Here is a 13,847-nt window from a genome sequence, read left to right as displayed (position 1 = left end):
TACGCGGGGCTGTGTTCAAGCCACCGGTACTGGAGAAAGAAAGCATGAGCAACTGGTTAGTAGACAAACTGATCCCTTCGATCATGCGTTCCGAGGTGAAGAAAAGCTCGGTTCCTGAAGGTCTGTGGCACAAGTGCCCATCCTGCGACGCGGTGCTGTATCGCCCGGAGCTGGAAAAGACCCTGGACGTTTGCCCCAAGTGCAACCATCACATGCGTATCGGCGCGCGCGCCCGCATCGACATTTTCCTGGATGCTGATGGCCGTAACGAGCTGGGCGCCGACCTGGAGCCGGTTGACCGTCTCAAGTTCCGCGATGGCAAGAAGTACAAGGACCGCCTGACCGCTGCGCAAAAGCAGACCGGTGAGAAAGACGCGCTGATTTCCGTCAGCGGCAAATTGCTGGGCATGCCAGTTGTGGTGTCGGCGTTTGAGTTCTCCTTCATGGGGGGGTCCATGGGTGCCATCGTCGGTGAGCGCTTTGTCCGCGCGGCCAACTACGCCCTGGAAAACCGTTGCCCGATGATCTGCTTCGCCGCTTCCGGTGGCGCACGTATGCAGGAAGCCCTGATTTCCCTGATGCAAATGGCCAAGACCTCCGCGGTACTGGCGCGTCTGCGCGAAGAAGGCATCCCGTTCATCTCCGTGTTGACCGACCCCGTCTACGGCGGCGTTTCCGCCAGCCTGGCAATGCTGGGTGACGTGATCGTCGGCGAGCCAAAGGCCCTGATCGGCTTTGCCGGCCCGCGCGTGATCGAGCAAACCGTACGCGAAAAGCTGCCGGAAGGTTTCCAGCGCAGCGAGTTCCTGCTGGAGCACGGTGCGATTGACCTGATCATCCCGCGCGGTGAGCTGCGTCCACGCCTGGGCAACCTGCTGGCACAAATGATGGGCCTGCCGACGCCTGTATACGTCGCGCCTAAAGTCGAGCCGATCGTGGTGCCGCCGGTGCCAGCAAACCTATGACCCAGCGCACCCTGGGCGAATGGCTTGCCTACCTTGAGCAGTTGCATCCGTCCGCCATCGACATGGGTCTGGGGCGCTCGCAACAGGTAGCGGCCCGCCTCGGGTTGGGCCGTCCGGCACCGCGCGTGATTACGGTAACCGGCACCAACGGCAAAGGCTCTACCTGTGCCTTTGTCGCGGCGCTGCTGCAGGCCCAAGGGCTGAAAGTCGGCGTCTACAGTTCCCCGCACCTGCTGCGTTACAACGAGCGGGTGCAACTCAATGGCGTCGAAGCCACTGATGCGCAACTCTGCGAAGCCTTCGCTGCACTCGATGCGGGCCGAGGCGAAACTTCCCTGACTTACTTCGAGATGGGCACCCTGGCGGCGTTCTGGCTGTTTGAGCGTGCGCAACTGGATGTGGTGGTGCTGGAAGTCGGTCTGGGCGGGCGTCTGGACACGGTTAACGTGGTGGATGCTGACCTGGCGCTGGTTACCAGCATTGGCGTGGATCACGCCGACTACCTGGGAAACACTCGTGAGTCTGTGGCTTATGAAAAAGCCGGGATCTTCCGCCAGGGCAAGCCTGCGCTGTGTGGTGACCTGGATCCGCCGCACACCTTGCTGGACAAGGTGCGCGAGCTGGGTTGCCCGTTCTTCCTGCGCGGCCGCGAATTCAATCTTGAGATCGGTGAACAGCACTGGCAATGGCGTGGGCGCGATGCCCGTGGCCAGGCGGTGGAACTGCGTGACCTGCCGCTATTGAACCTGCCAATGGAAAACGCCTCGCTCGCGCTGCAAGCCTATCTGCTGCTGGATCTGCCGTGGAATGCCGAGCAGATTGCTGCCACATTGCTGGCTACCCGCGTGGTAGGGCGCCTGGATCGTCGTGCGTTCGAATGGCAGGGCAAGCGCCTGAACTTGCTGTTGGATGTGGGACATAACCCCCATGCGGCCGAGTACCTGGCGCGGCGCCTGTCACGCACGCCGCCGGTCGGTCGTCGCCTTGCCGTATTCGGTCTGCTGGCGGATAAGGACCTGGATGGCGTGGTCGCGCCCTTGTTGGGCAGTGTCCAGGCCTGGGCTGTGGCGCCGCTGGATACTTCGCGCAGTCGCACGGCTGCTGAGCTGGAACTGGCCTTGCAGAACCTTGGTGCACCTGTGGCGTCATATGCAAGCGTCACCGAGGCCCTTGAAGCGCAGTGCGCCGTTGCCACACCCGACGATGAAATTCTATTGTTCGGGTCATTTTATTGCGTTGCCGAGGCGCTTGAGTGGTTAGCCCGGCGCTCCACGGAGGAAGCTGCACATGGCATTACTGGATAGCGCATACAAGCAGCGAATGGTCGGAGCCTTGGTTCTGGTAGCGCTGGCGGTGATTTTCCTGCCGATGCTGTTTTCTCGCCAGGACGAAGAGCGTCAGGTGGTGGTTGAGGCTCCGGCCGCGCCACAAGCCCCGGCGGTGCCGCAGGTTCAGGTTGAGCCGGTGGTCGTGCCTGAGCCTCAGGCGTTGCCGGAAGAAGAACCTGTGCCGACGGATGATGAAGTAGCTGCGCAGCAAGCACCGTCAATGCCGGTGCAACCCAGCGTGCCAGTGGTCAAGCCAGCACCCGCTGCGCCGGTCGCGGCTGCCAAGCCCGTCGCGCCTGCACCCGCGCCCAAGCCGGTAGCACCGCAACCCGCCGCACCAGGCAAGCCTGATGTGGGCCAGAGTCGTATCGACCCGAATGGCTTGCCGATCAGTTGGTCGATTCAAGTGGCCAGCCTGGGCAACCGCGAAGGCGCCGACGCGTTGCAAAAAAAGCTGCGTAGCCAGGGCTATAACGCCTATATCCGCAGCGCCGACGGCAAGAACCGCGTGTTTATCGGGCCGCTGATCGAGCGTGCAGAGGCGGATCGCCTGCGGGACTTGCTGGATCGCCAGCAGAACCTGAAGGGTTTTGTCACCCGTTTCCAGCCTGAGCGCGGCTGATACCGCCAGCCTCTGGTTGGAATGCAAGCCAAGTGTGGGGGCTGGCTTGCCTGCGATGACGGTGGGCTAATCAACAGAGATGTTGAATGTGCCGGCCCCATCGCAGGCAAGCCAGCTCCCACATTTGTTTTGTGGTGGCTTGAAATCGCGTTGGCTTGCCACAAACTATTGATTTGCAAAGCAGCCGCAATCACAGCTTACCGACAGCCCAGCGCTCTGCTAAAATGCGCCGCCTCATCTGTCCGTAGGCTGCACTGTGCCATTTACCTGGGTTGATTGGGCGATTGTTGCAATTGTCGCCATCTCCGCTTTGATCAGTCTAAGCCGCGGCTTCGTAAAAGAAGCACTGTCGTTGCTGACCTGGATCATCGCAGGAGTCGTAGCCTGGATGTTCGGCGGCTCATTGTCGGTCTACCTGGCCGGATACATCGAGACACCTTCGGCTCGCGTCATCGCGGGCTGCGCCATCATGTTCATCGCCACGCTGCTGGTGGGGGCAATGGTCAATTATCTTATTGGCGAGTTGATACGTGTCACCGGCCTCTCCGGGACCGATCGATTTCTCGGCATGGCCTTCGGCGCTGCGCGTGGCGCGTTGCTGGTGGTCGTGGCGGTCGGGCTGTTGAGCCTGGGGCCGGTACAGCAGGATGCATGGTGGCAGGAGTCGGTACTCGTGCCAAAATTTCTATTGGTTGCAGATTGGTCCAAGAACCTCATTCTGGGGTGGAGCAGTCAGTGGCTGGCCAGCGGAATCAGCGTACCCGCTGATCTTCCGTTCAAGGAACACCTCTTACCGGCCAAAACGCCTCAGTAAGTTGTGTTCAGTCAAGATTCATTAAGTAGGGGTTGCGTCGCATGTGTGGCATCGTCGGTATCGTCGGTAAGTCGAACGTCAATCAGGCGCTGTATGACGCGCTAACCGTCCTCCAGCACCGCGGCCAGGACGCTGCCGGTATTGTGACCAGCCACGACGGCCGGTTATTCCTGCGCAAGGACAATGGCCTGGTACGTGACGTGTTCCACCAGCGTCACATGCAGCGCCTGGTCGGGCACATGGGCATTGGCCATGTGCGTTACCCGACTGCCGGCAGCTCGACGTCGGCCGAAGCTCAGCCGTTTTACGTCAACTCGCCTTACGGCATCACGCTGGCGCACAACGGTAACCTGACCAACGTTGAACAGTTGGCCAAGGAGATTTACGAATCTGACCTGCGCCACGTCAACACCAACTCCGACTCGGAAGTGCTGCTCAACGTGTTTGCCCACGAGCTGGCCCAGCGTGGCAAGCTGCAGCCGACCGAAGAAGATGTGTTCGCTGCCGTGACTGACGTGCACAACCGTTGCGTCGGTGGTTACGCCGTGGTCGCCATGATCACCGGTTATGGCATCGTCGGCTTCCGCGACCCGCACGGCATTCGCCCGATCGTGTTCGGCCAGCGTCACACCGACGAAGGCGTCGAGTACATGATCGCGTCCGAAAGCGTGTCCCTGGATGTGCTGGGCTTCACCTTGATTCGCGACCTCGCGCCAGGTGAAGCGGTGTACATCACCGAAGACGGCAAGCTGCACACCCGCCAGTGCGCCGTGGCGCCGAAACTCACCCCGTGCATCTTCGAACACGTCTACCTGGCGCGTCCGGACTCGATCATCGACGGTGTTTCGGTGTACAAGGCACGCCTGCGCATGGGCGAGAAGCTCGCCGAGAAGATCCTGCGCGAGCGTCCTGAGCATGACATCGACGTGGTAATCCCGATTCCAGACACCAGCCGTACCGCTGCGCTGGAATTGGCCAACCACCTGGGCGTCAAGTTCCGCGAAGGCTTCGTGAAAAACCGCTACATCGGCCGTACCTTCATCATGCCGGGCCAGGCGGCGCGCAAGAAGTCGGTTCGCCAGAAGCTCAATGCGATCGAGCTGGAGTTCCGCGGCAAGAACGTGATGCTGGTGGATGACTCCATCGTGCGTGGCACCACCTGCAAGCAGATCATCCAGATGGCCCGCGAAGCCGGCGCGAAGAACGTGTACTTCTGTTCCGCCGCGCCTGCCGTGCGTTACCCGAACGTGTACGGTATCGACATGCCGAGCGCCCATGAACTGATCGCCCACAACCGTTCGACCCAGGACGTTGCCGATCTGATCGGCGCGGATTGGTTGATCTACCAGGACCTGCCGGACCTGATCGAAGCGGTCGGCGGTGGCAAGATCAAGATCGACCAGTTCGACTGCGCCGTGTTCGACGGCAAGTACGTGACCGGGGATGTCGACGAGGCCTACCTGAACAAGATCGAGCAGGCGCGTAATGACTCGTCGAAGATCAAGACGCAGGCGGTCAGCGCGATTATCGATCTGTACAACAACTGAGTGACAACCGGCCCTGAGGGGCCGGTTTTGTATCTTAAATAAAGAATTGAGTAAGGAGTGGCAGCATGAGTCAGGAATGGGATGCCGGTCGGTTGGACAGCGACCTCGATGGCGTAGCTTTCGATACCCTGGCTGTGCGCGCCGGCCAACACCGCACGCCGGAAGGTGAGCACGGTGATCCGATGTTTTTCACGTCCAGCTACGTGTTCCGCACGGCGGCCGACGCCGCTGCGCGCTTTGCTGGCGAAGTGCCGGGTAACGTCTATTCGCGTTACACCAACCCGACCGTGCGCGCGTTCGAAGAACGTATCGCGGCGCTTGAAGGTGCTGAGCAGGCGGTGGCCACGGCGACCGGCATGGCGGCAATCCTGGCGGTGGTGATGAGCCTGTGCAGCGCTGGCGACCATGTGCTGGTGTCGCGCAGCGTGTTTGGCTCGACCATCAGCCTGTTCGAAAAGTACTTCAAGCGCTTTGGCATCGAAGTGGACTACGTGCCTCTGGCGGACCTGTCCGGCTGGGACGCGGCGATCAAGGCCAACACCAAGTTGCTGTTCGTCGAGTCGCCATCCAACCCTTTGGCTGAGCTGGTGGATATCGCCGCGTTGGCCGAAGTCGCTCACGCCAAGGGCGCGATGCTGGTGGTCGACAATTGCTTCTGCACCCCGGCGTTGCAACAGCCGTTGAAGCTGGGCGCGGACATTGTCGTGCACTCGGCCACCAAGTTCATCGACGGCCAGGGTCGTTGCATGGGCGGTGTGGTCGCCGGTCGCGGTGAGCAGATGAAAGAGGTCGTCGGCTTCCTGCGCACCGCTGGCCCGACCTTGAGCCCGTTCAATGCCTGGATCTTCCTCAAAGGCCTGGAAACCCTCAGCCTGCGTATGAAGGCCCATTGCGCCAACGCCCAAGCGCTGGCCGAGTGGTTGGAGCAACAGGACGGTATCGAGAAAGTGCACTACGCCGGTCTCAAGAGCCACCCGCAACACGAGTTGGCCCAGCGCCAGCAGCGTGGTTTCGGTGCCGTGGTGAGCTTTGAAGTGAAGGGCGGCAAAGACGGCGCCTGGCGCTTTATCGATGCCACTCGCCTGATCTCCATCACTGCCAACCTGGGTGACAGCAAGACCACCATTACTCACCCGAGCACCACCTCCCATGGGCGCCTGGCGCCACAGGAGCGCGAGGCGGCGGGTATCCGTGACAGCCTGATCCGCGTTGCGGTGGGCCTGGAAGACGTTGCCGACTTGCAGGCTGACCTGGCTCGCGGGCTGGCGGCCTTGTGATCGAGTGGTCCATGGACACGGCGGCAGCCAGTAACGGGCGTGTCGCGCTGGTGACAGGCGCGGCGCGGGGCATTGGCCTCGGGATTGCCGCGTGGCTGATCAGCGAAGGCTGGCAAGTCGTGTTGACCGACCTGGACCGCGAGCGTGGTTCCAGGGTGTCCAAGGTGTTGGGCGAAAACGCCTGGTTTATCACCATGGATGTGGCCGACGAGAAGCAAGTGGCCCAAGGCGTCGCCGAAGTGCTCGGGCAGTTCGGGCGCCTGGACGCACTGGTGTGCAATGCGGCGGTCGCCGACCCGCGCAACATTACCCTGGAAAGCCTGGATCTGGCCTACTGGAATCGAGTGTTGGCCGTGAATCTCAGTGGGCCGATGCTGTTGGCCAAGCACTGCGCTCCGTATCTTCGTGCGCATGGTGGCGCCATCGTCAACCTGGCGTCGACCCGGGCGCGTCAATCGGAGCCGGACACCGAAGCCTATGCGGCGAGCAAGGGTGGCCTGCTGGCGCTGACTCACGCCCTGGCCATGAGCCTTGGGCCGGAAGTGCGGGTCAATGCGGTCAGCCCAGGCTGGATCGATGCGCGTGATCCCGCAGCCCGTCGCGCCGAGCCGCTGAGTGATACCGATCACGCCCAGCATCCGGCGGGCAGGGTGGGTACGGTCGAGGACGTGGCGGCGATGGTGGCATGGTTGCTGTCGCGCCAAGCGGGGTTTGTCACCGGGCAAGAGTTTGTGGTGGACGGTGGCATGAGCAAGAAGATGATTTACAGCGAGTAGGGCCGGTAGCTGTCTTGAAGCAATTTTGTCTTTTTCAGAAAAACTTCAAGCGGGCTATTGACTTAGGTCCGCTATCTGCGTAAATTTCGCGGCCTCAACGAAGCAAAGGGTGATTAGCTCAGCTGGGAGAGCATCTGCCTTACAAGCAGAGGGTCGGCGGTTCGATCCCGTCATCACCCACCACTTCTTGAGAGTTTTGCCCCAGGGCAAGACGCAACGTTAAAGGTTGCACCGACGCGCAGCGGTAGTTCAGTCGGTTAGAATACCGGCCTGTCACGCCGGGGGTCGCGGGTTCGAGTCCCGTCCGCTGCGCCATATTTCCGGGCTTGATTTATCAGGCTTGAGATTGAACAGCCAAGGCTGATCGATCAGATGTTTAAAGACAGTTGAGGGTTTACGTTCAACTGGTCAAGCGATACGCAGCGGTAGTTCAGTCGGTTAGAATACCGGCCTGTCACGCCGGGGGTCGCGGGTTCGAGTCCCGTCCGCTGCGCCATATCTGCCTCAAGGCCCACTGAACGCCTTGAAGCACAAAGAAAGCCTCTGGCTACTTTGATCCGATAGCAAAGACCCTGGTCGAAAGGCCGGGGTTTTTTGTGTCTGGGATTTGGCTTATGTGGGAAGCGGGCTTGCTCGCGAAGGCGGTTCGTCAGTCAATATTTCCAGTGACTGAACCACCGCATTCGCGAGCAAGCCCGCTCCTACAGTTGGATAGCGTTAGAAGCCCAACTTGTCGCGCAGCCCGTAATACCAGGCCCCGAGCGCCGCAAACGGCGTGCGTAACAGTTGCCCACCCGGGAACGGGTAGTGCGGCAGGTCCGCAAACGCATCAAAACGCTCTGCCTGGCCTCTCAGCGCCTCCGCCAGTACCTTGCCCGCCAGGTGCGTGTACGTCACGCCATGGCCGCTGCAGCCTTGCGAGTAGTAAATGTTGTCACCCAGCCGACCGACTTGCGGCAAGCGCGATAAGGTCAGCAGGAAATTGCCGGTCCAGGCGTAATCGATTTTCACGTCTTTGAGCTGCGGAAAGGCCTTGAGCATCTTCGGACGGATGATTGCCTCGATGTTTGCCGGGTCGCGTGCGCCATACACCACGCCACCCCCGAAGATCAGGCGCTTGTCGCGGGTGAGGCGGTAGTAGTCGAGCAGATAGTTACAGTCTTCGACGCAGTAATCCTGCGGCAGCAACGTCTTCGCCAAGTCATCGCCCAGCGGCGCCGTGGTGATGACTTGCGTGCCACATGGCATTGATTTGGCGGCCAGTTCCGGTACCAGGTTGCCCAGGTAGGCATTGCCCGCGACGATGATGAACTTGGCGCTGACCTTGCCCTCGGCGGTATGCACCACTGGGTTGGCGCCGCGCTCGATGCGCACTGCTGCCGATTGCTCGTAGATCGTTCCGCCCAGCGATTCAACCGCTGCTGCTTCGCCCAAGGCCAGGTTGAGCGGGTGGATGTGCCCGCCACTCATGTCCAGCAAACCGCCGACGTAGTTGTCACAGGCCACCACTTCGCGGATGCGGCGTTCGTCCAGCAACTCCAGCTGCGTGTGGCCGTAGCGTTCCCACAGGCGCTTTTGCGACTCCAGATGGCCCATGTGCTTGCTGTTAAGCGCGGCGAATACCCCGCCGTCCTTTAGGTCGCACTGGATCTGATACTTGGCGACGCGTTCACGAATGATCCTGCCGCCCTCAAACGCCATCTGCCCCAGCAATTGCGCCTGCTGCGGCCCGACGCTACGCTCGATCACGTCGATATCACGGCTGTAGCTATTAACGATCTGCCCGCCGTTGCGGCCCGAGGCGCCAAACCCCACCTTGGCGGCTTCCAGTACCGTCACGCGAAAACCGTTCTCCAGCAGAAACAGCGCGCTGGAAAGGCCGGTATAGCCGGCGCCAATCACGCACACATCGGTTTCGACTTCGCCTTGCAGTGCCGGGCGAGGTGGAACGGTATTCGCGGAAGCGGCGTAATACGACTGGGGATAGGGGGTGTTCGCCATCCTGGAACCTCTGTTTTATATTTTTTACGAGTGCGCCGATCCTACCTGAGTTGAAAATTGCCTGCCAGCCACCCGAAATTCACGGGTGGGCTCCACGCCAATAAAAAATTCGCATATTCATAGGGTTAGCTGCAAAAAAGATGTTGACACCCCTCCGGAATTCCGTAGAATGCCGCCTCACAGCAGGCACGTAGCTCAGTTGGTTAGAGCACCACCTTGACATGGTGGGGGTCGTTGGTTCGAGTCCAATCGCGCCTACCAAACAAAATCCGCTCTGCTGGGCGGTCTAGAAGGGCTCACCGAAAGGTGGGCCTTTTTTTGTTTCTGTTGCCAATCATCTACTGCTTTTTGATACGTAAAATTGTGGCGGATGAGTATTTGAAGAAGGGCTGGGTGGAGGTGGCTGATCCGAAACTCGCACTCAAGGAGGTTTCGCCAGCCTCCGAGTCATCTGCAGAGTAGGTGTTTTGATGCAAGCCCAGCCACACGCTGGGCTTTTTGCATGTTGCACCCCGCAAGTATCCGGTCACTATAAACACGGATTTTTGAGGTCGGTCAGCGCCGTTGAAGGGCGACGGGAACGCCGGGAACCGAAGCGCTAGCCTCAGCCGTTCCCTCCAAGAAATGCCTGCAGCACCACCAGTTCAACCACCGCCACCAACAGCAAAAACATCACGAACCCGAATGAGAACACGCGTTTCCGACGTGGCGGGGTGTAGTCGCTCGCGGCATCTAGAAATCTGAGCACCAGGTCGATCAGCTTCCAGATCAACTCGAAAAATTCGCTCACAAGGACGGCTTACTTGGCCTTGGCACTCTTGATATCGCTGATCATCTGCTTGGCAATTGCCTGCACCTGCTTTTGCGTCATGGCCGAGGCAACCCCTTCCCAGGCGGACGATGAGGTGTCGTAAGTGCGCGAACCAATCGGCGCGCCGGATTTCAGGTCGGAGTAGTCGGCGCGGGAGAAGACCCAGGCGTTACCGACCAACGCACCGGCGACATACCGCGAACCCGGCTCGATGTAGCGGAACTTGCTCACGTTGATGCTGATGGCGACACCTTCCTCACCACGCGGTGCTACCGCAGGGCTTTCGATGACATTTAAGCCGGCCTGACGGGCTTCGACTTGGAGCGCGTTGTTCCAGTCGCGCTTGAGCAGGTTCCAATCCGGATTTTGCTCGACCGGGCCTTCGCCCTTGATGCTGACCACAAGGTTGTGTTTGGCGGAATCCGAGATGACCAGCGCGGCGCTGCCACCACTTTTTACCTTGGCGGCGCAGCCACCCAGCATGGATAAAGCAACGGCGCAGGAGAGGGCGATCAGGACTTTTTGGGCTTTCATTGAATTTCCATATCCACAGCAGTATTGGGTGAAGCGTGCGCGGGTTGCCCGCACACGCTTGATAAACGGGCGGCGCTAAGATGCGCGAATCCTTCCGCGTCTGTCCACATCTTGTTACGTACGCGCGGCTCAATCACCCACAAAATTTATTGGTTTGCAGCAACAATTTTTCTTGTTGGACACCTCCCGCCCCAGGCAGCAAAGTTGCCGCCACTGAAGCTCGACCTTCCGGGTCAACAATAAAAAACCGAGCCGACTGCACGCCGCTTCTTGCTGTGAGCCCTTTGTTCACATCCTGCTGTAATGGCGCCGCAGCGCGCACTAAAGGACCTCTTCGCCATGCAAACTGTTGTGAACTTATGGCCGTTGATCGGCGTACTTGTGATCGTGGTTGGCTTTGTCTTGCGCATCAACCCTCTGCTGGTGGTCACCGCTGCAGCTATCGCCACCGGTTTCGCCGCCCATTTCCCACTGGAAAAAATCCTTGCCACCATGGGCGATGGCTTTCTTCAGACCCGAGCCCTGCAGTTGATTCTGTTATTGCCCCTGGCGGTCATCGGCCTATTGGAGCGCCATGGGCTGCGCCTGCATGCGCAGAACTGGATTGCACGGTTCGAGCGCGCCACGGTCGGGCGCTTGTTGATCATCTACCTGTTTGTGCGCGAATCCACCGCCGCCATGGGCTTGACCAGTCTGGGCGGGCACCCGCAGATGGTGCGCCCGTTACTGGCTCCAATGGCCGAGGGTGCCGCCGAAAAACGCTACGGCAAGCTACCAGACAAATTGCGCCACAAAGTGTTAGCTATGTGCGCCGCGACAGACAACGTCGGGCTGTTTTTTGGTGAAGACATCTTTGTCGCCTTTGGCGCCATCGCATTGATGCACACCTTCCTGCTCGGCTCAGGGATTGATGTGGAACCTCTGCACATCGCGGTGTGGGGCATTCCTACGGCGATCTGCGCGTTTATCATCCATGCGATCCGCCTGCACCGGTTTGACCGAAGGCTCACCCGTGAGATGACGCCTGCCGCCACACCCGTGGAGGTCGCGCAATGATCATTTCCATTCAATACCTCTACTGGCTGGCCGGCGTTCTGCTGCTGATCACGGCGGGCATGATCGTGATGGACAAAACCCATCCCAAGCGCTGGTCCAGTGCATTGTTCTGGTTGTTGTTCGCCATTCCGTTCCTGATCGGTGAGCGTTTGCCGTCGGTGGTTATCGGTGTCGGCGTCGTGGTCATGGCATTGATCGCCGGCATGGGCGGCGTCGGCCGTGGCAAGCATGCCGAGCTGCATGACAAGGCTTCGCGTGCCAGTGCCGGTCGGCTAGGTCACAAACTGTTTATCCCGGCGCTGGCCATCCCCTTGACCACGGTGATCGGCTCGGTGTTGCTCAAACACACCGAAATCGGCGGCGTACCGCTGCTGGACCCGAAAAACACCACCTTCGTCTCCCTCGGTATCGGCTGCCTGATCGCCCTTGGCCTTGCCTGCTGGCTGACCCGCGATACGCCAGTACAAGCCTTGCGCGAATCCCGCCGCCTCACAGAAGCCCTGGGCTGGGCCATGGTGCTGCCGCAAATGCTGGCGATGCTCGGCTTGCTGTTTAACGAAGCTGGGGTCGGCACGGCTGTAGCGCATGTCACTACCACCTATATCAACCTGGATTTCAAGTTGGTGGCGGTGATGGTCTACGTGTTGGGCATGGCCTTGTTTACGGTGATCATGGGGAACGGCTTTGCGGCGTTCCCGGTGATGACCGGCGGCGTCGGCGTGCCGGTACTGGTGGGAATCTACGGCGGTAACCCGGCGGTGATGGCAGCGATCGGCATGTTCTCCGGCTACTGCGGGACCTTGATGACGCCCATGGCCGCCAACTTCAATATTGTGCCGGCTGCGTTACTGGAGTTGCCGGACAAGAACGCTGTAATCAAGGCCCAGTTGCCGACCGCGTTGATGATGCTGGTGGTCAATATCGTACTGCTTTACCTGTTGATGTGAGGTCGAGATGCAAACTGTACTGCTGACGGGCTTCGAGCCCTTTGATCAAGACCCGGTGAATCCGTCCTGGGAAGCTGTGCGCCAACTGGATGGCGTGCTGCTGGAAGGCGATGTGCAGATTGTTGCGCGCCGCCTGCCTTGCGCGTTTGCGACCGCTGGCGAGTGCCTGACCCAGTTGATCGATGAGCTGCACCCAATGATGGTGATCGCCACCGGCCTGGCGCCGGGGCGTAGCACTATCTCGATGGAGCGGGTGGCGATCAACATCAACGATGCACGCATCCCCGATAATCTGGGTGAGCAGCCAATTGATACGGCAGTCGTGGCTGGCGGCCCGGCAGCCTACTTCACGACGCTGCCGATCAAGGCGATGGTCAAGGCTGTGGGCAAAGCGGGAATTGCGGTATCGGTATCGCAAACGGCGGGCACCTTTGTGTGCAACCAGGTGTTCTATCGGTTGCAACACCAGTTGGCGGGATCGGGCGTGCGCAGTGGCTTTATCCACGTCCCCGATGTTTACGGGGCATGCCAGCCGCCGATGGTGCTGTCGACCCTGGTCGAGGGGTTGCGCATCGCGGTGTCTGCGGCATGGCAAACCCCGATGGATATCGTCGAAGTGGGCGGTCAGGTCAGTTGAGGGCAGGGCGTGAGCGCCAACCTTCAACTACAGTTCAGGGACACCCATTCCACGGTAATTGCGATGATCAACTCTCTGAAGTGCGTGTCTGTCGTGCTTTCGCTTGTCTTGTTTGCTGGCAGTGGTATGGCCCTGGCCGATCCTGGTAATGGCAAGGGGCAGGGCAACGATAAAGGCAACGGCAACGGCAACGGCTCGGGCGGGCAGGGGCATGACAAACCCAAAGGCAAAGGCGCATCGGGTAATCACGGCCCCAGCGTCGATCGCGGCAGGGTACTGAATGTATTGGGTGGCTACCGCAACTACTGGAGCCCGGGGCCAGCGTTGCCCCCTGGTATCCAGAAGAACCTCGCACGCGGTAAGCCATTGCCGCCGGGCATCGCCAAAAAGCTGGATGGCCGTTTATTGGGCCAGTTGCCCCGTTATGATGGGTATGAATGGCAGCAAGCAGGTACCGATCTGATATTGGTGACCATCGCGTCGGGCATCATTTACGAAGTACTCAGTGGGGCCTTTGACTGACGGGGCAAAC

Annotated in this window: 14 protein-coding genes and 4 tRNA genes; 15 read left to right on the top strand and 3 right to left on the bottom strand. The window is 60.2% G+C overall.

All coding sequences use genetic code 11. From position 1 onward, the window contains the following. Positions 1 to 44: 44 nt before the first annotated feature. The 10 genes from accD (at position 45) to JBO08_RS10935 (ending at position 7,825) form a co-directional block, all read left to right on the top strand. Positions 45 to 965 carry an acetyl-CoA carboxylase, carboxyltransferase subunit beta gene (gene accD / locus JBO08_RS10980; protein WP_032888267.1) on the top strand — a complete coding sequence of 307 codons (921 nt, stop codon included), beginning with the start codon at positions 45 to 47 and terminating at the stop codon, positions 963 to 965. Further along, positions 962 to 2,269, top strand: coding sequence for a bifunctional tetrahydrofolate synthase/dihydrofolate synthase (gene folC, locus JBO08_RS10975; RefSeq protein WP_220075111.1), 1,308 nt, complete (start codon positions 962 to 964; stop codon positions 2,267 to 2,269). The genes accD and folC overlap by 4 nt, the downstream gene beginning before the upstream one ends. Continuing rightward, on the top strand, positions 2,253 to 2,915 hold the full coding sequence (locus JBO08_RS10970) for an SPOR domain-containing protein (protein WP_065874102.1): 663 nt from the start codon (positions 2,253 to 2,255) through the stop codon (positions 2,913 to 2,915). Before folC ends, JBO08_RS10970 begins: the two co-directional genes overlap by 17 nt. Before the next feature lie 256 nt (positions 2,916 to 3,171). Continuing rightward, positions 3,172 to 3,729 carry a CvpA family protein gene (locus JBO08_RS10965; RefSeq protein ID WP_003234314.1) on the top strand — a complete coding sequence of 186 codons (558 nt, stop codon included), beginning with the start codon at positions 3,172 to 3,174 and terminating at the stop codon, positions 3,727 to 3,729. A 41-nt stretch (positions 3,730 to 3,770) separates the two neighbouring features. Then, positions 3,771 to 5,276, top strand: a complete 1,506-nt coding sequence (purF, locus tag JBO08_RS10960; RefSeq protein ID WP_049712337.1) for an amidophosphoribosyltransferase — start codon at positions 3,771 to 3,773, stop codon at positions 5,274 to 5,276. A gap of 65 nt (positions 5,277 to 5,341) precedes the next feature. Next, the gene (locus JBO08_RS10955) at positions 5,342 to 6,553 is read left to right on the top strand and encodes an O-succinylhomoserine sulfhydrylase (RefSeq protein WP_065874100.1); all 1,212 of its coding nucleotides are present in this window, start codon (positions 5,342 to 5,344) and stop codon (positions 6,551 to 6,553) included. A gap of 11 nt (positions 6,554 to 6,564) precedes the next feature. Further along, positions 6,565 to 7,329, top strand: a complete 765-nt coding sequence (locus JBO08_RS10950) for an SDR family oxidoreductase (RefSeq protein WP_065874099.1) — start codon at positions 6,565 to 6,567, stop codon at positions 7,327 to 7,329. A 107-nt stretch (positions 7,330 to 7,436) separates the two neighbouring features. Continuing rightward, positions 7,437 to 7,512: transfer RNA gene (locus tag JBO08_RS10945), tRNA-Val, on the top strand. A gap of 55 nt (positions 7,513 to 7,567) precedes the next feature. Further along, positions 7,568 to 7,644: transfer RNA gene (locus JBO08_RS10940), tRNA-Asp, on the top strand. 104 nt (positions 7,645 to 7,748) lie between these two features. Further along, positions 7,749 to 7,825: transfer RNA gene (locus JBO08_RS10935), tRNA-Asp, on the top strand. A 221-nt stretch (positions 7,826 to 8,046) separates the two neighbouring features. On the opposite strand, the gene JBO08_RS10930 is transcribed toward JBO08_RS10935, so the two are convergent. Further along, the gene (locus tag JBO08_RS10930; protein ID WP_065874098.1) at positions 8,047 to 9,330 is read right to left on the bottom strand and encodes an FAD-binding oxidoreductase; all 1,284 of its coding nucleotides are present in this window, start codon (positions 9,328 to 9,330) and stop codon (positions 8,047 to 8,049) included. Positions 9,331 to 9,514: 184 nt separating this feature from the next. Here JBO08_RS10930 and JBO08_RS10925 point away from each other — a divergent pair. Then, positions 9,515 to 9,591, top strand: a tRNA-Val gene (locus JBO08_RS10925). A 343-nt stretch (positions 9,592 to 9,934) separates the two neighbouring features. Here JBO08_RS10925 and JBO08_RS10920 read toward each other — a convergent pair. Continuing rightward, positions 9,935 to 10,120, bottom strand: coding sequence for a hypothetical protein (locus tag JBO08_RS10920; RefSeq protein WP_220075110.1), 186 nt, complete (start codon positions 10,118 to 10,120; stop codon positions 9,935 to 9,937). 9 nt (positions 10,121 to 10,129) lie between these two features. After that, complete coding sequence (locus JBO08_RS10915) at positions 10,130 to 10,675, bottom strand: hypothetical protein (RefSeq protein WP_220075109.1); 546 nt, start codon at positions 10,673 to 10,675, stop codon at positions 10,130 to 10,132. A gap of 339 nt (positions 10,676 to 11,014) precedes the next feature. On the opposite strand from JBO08_RS10915, the gene JBO08_RS10910 reads away from it, so the two are divergent. The 4 genes from JBO08_RS10910 (at position 11,015) to JBO08_RS10895 (ending at position 13,837) form a co-directional block, all read left to right on the top strand. Then, the gene (locus tag JBO08_RS10910; protein WP_065874096.1) at positions 11,015 to 11,731 is read left to right on the top strand and encodes a DUF969 domain-containing protein; all 717 of its coding nucleotides are present in this window, start codon (positions 11,015 to 11,017) and stop codon (positions 11,729 to 11,731) included. After that, positions 11,728 to 12,678 carry a DUF979 domain-containing protein gene (locus tag JBO08_RS10905; protein ID WP_065874095.1) on the top strand — a complete coding sequence of 317 codons (951 nt, stop codon included), beginning with the start codon at positions 11,728 to 11,730 and terminating at the stop codon, positions 12,676 to 12,678. Before JBO08_RS10910 ends, JBO08_RS10905 begins: the two co-directional genes overlap by 4 nt. Before the next feature lie 7 nt (positions 12,679 to 12,685). Next, the gene (gene pcp / locus JBO08_RS10900) at positions 12,686 to 13,315 is read left to right on the top strand and encodes a pyroglutamyl-peptidase I (RefSeq protein WP_220075108.1); all 630 of its coding nucleotides are present in this window, start codon (positions 12,686 to 12,688) and stop codon (positions 13,313 to 13,315) included. Positions 13,316 to 13,378: 63 nt separating this feature from the next. Then, on the top strand, positions 13,379 to 13,837 hold the full coding sequence (locus JBO08_RS10895; RefSeq protein ID WP_220075119.1) for an anti-virulence regulator CigR family protein: 459 nt from the start codon (positions 13,379 to 13,381) through the stop codon (positions 13,835 to 13,837). Positions 13,838 to 13,847 lie beyond the last annotated feature (10 nt).

It is taken from the genome of Pseudomonas sp. LAP_36, assembly GCF_019456785.1.
GTDB classification, from domain to species: Bacteria; Pseudomonadota; Gammaproteobacteria; order Pseudomonadales; family Pseudomonadaceae; genus Aquipseudomonas; species Aquipseudomonas tritici.
The sequence above is the reverse complement of the archived record's forward strand: the minus strand, read 5'-3'. Positions and strand labels throughout refer to the sequence as shown.

What these genes read in the sequence shown, in the direction of transcription:
- JBO08_RS10910 (WP_065874096.1), top strand. Translation starts at nt 11,015, where the DNA reads ATGCAAACTGTTGTGAACTTATGGCCGTTGATCGGCGTACTTGTGATC.
- folC (WP_220075111.1), top strand. Translation starts at nt 962, where the DNA reads ATGACCCAGCGCACCCTGGGCGAATGGCTTGCCTACCTTGAGCAGTTG.
- JBO08_RS10970 (WP_065874102.1), top strand. Translation starts at nt 2,253, where the DNA reads ATGGCATTACTGGATAGCGCATACAAGCAGCGAATGGTCGGAGCCTTG.
- JBO08_RS10955 (WP_065874100.1), top strand. Translation starts at nt 5,342, where the DNA reads ATGAGTCAGGAATGGGATGCCGGTCGGTTGGACAGCGACCTCGATGGC.
- JBO08_RS10895 (WP_220075119.1), top strand. Translation starts at nt 13,379, where the DNA reads ATGATCAACTCTCTGAAGTGCGTGTCTGTCGTGCTTTCGCTTGTCTTG.
- JBO08_RS10950 (WP_065874099.1), top strand. Translation starts at nt 6,565, where the DNA reads ATGGACACGGCGGCAGCCAGTAACGGGCGTGTCGCGCTGGTGACAGGC.
- JBO08_RS10930 (WP_065874098.1), bottom strand. Translation starts at nt 9,330, where the DNA reads ATGGCGAACACCCCCTATCCCCAGTCGTATTACGCCGCTTCCGCGAAT.
- accD (WP_032888267.1), top strand. Translation starts at nt 45, where the DNA reads ATGAGCAACTGGTTAGTAGACAAACTGATCCCTTCGATCATGCGTTCC.
- pcp (WP_220075108.1), top strand. Translation starts at nt 12,686, where the DNA reads ATGCAAACTGTACTGCTGACGGGCTTCGAGCCCTTTGATCAAGACCCG.
- JBO08_RS10905 (WP_065874095.1), top strand. Translation starts at nt 11,728, where the DNA reads ATGATCATTTCCATTCAATACCTCTACTGGCTGGCCGGCGTTCTGCTG.
- JBO08_RS10915 (WP_220075109.1), bottom strand. Translation starts at nt 10,675, where the DNA reads ATGAAAGCCCAAAAAGTCCTGATCGCCCTCTCCTGCGCCGTTGCTTTA.
- purF (WP_049712337.1), top strand. Translation starts at nt 3,771, where the DNA reads ATGTGTGGCATCGTCGGTATCGTCGGTAAGTCGAACGTCAATCAGGCG.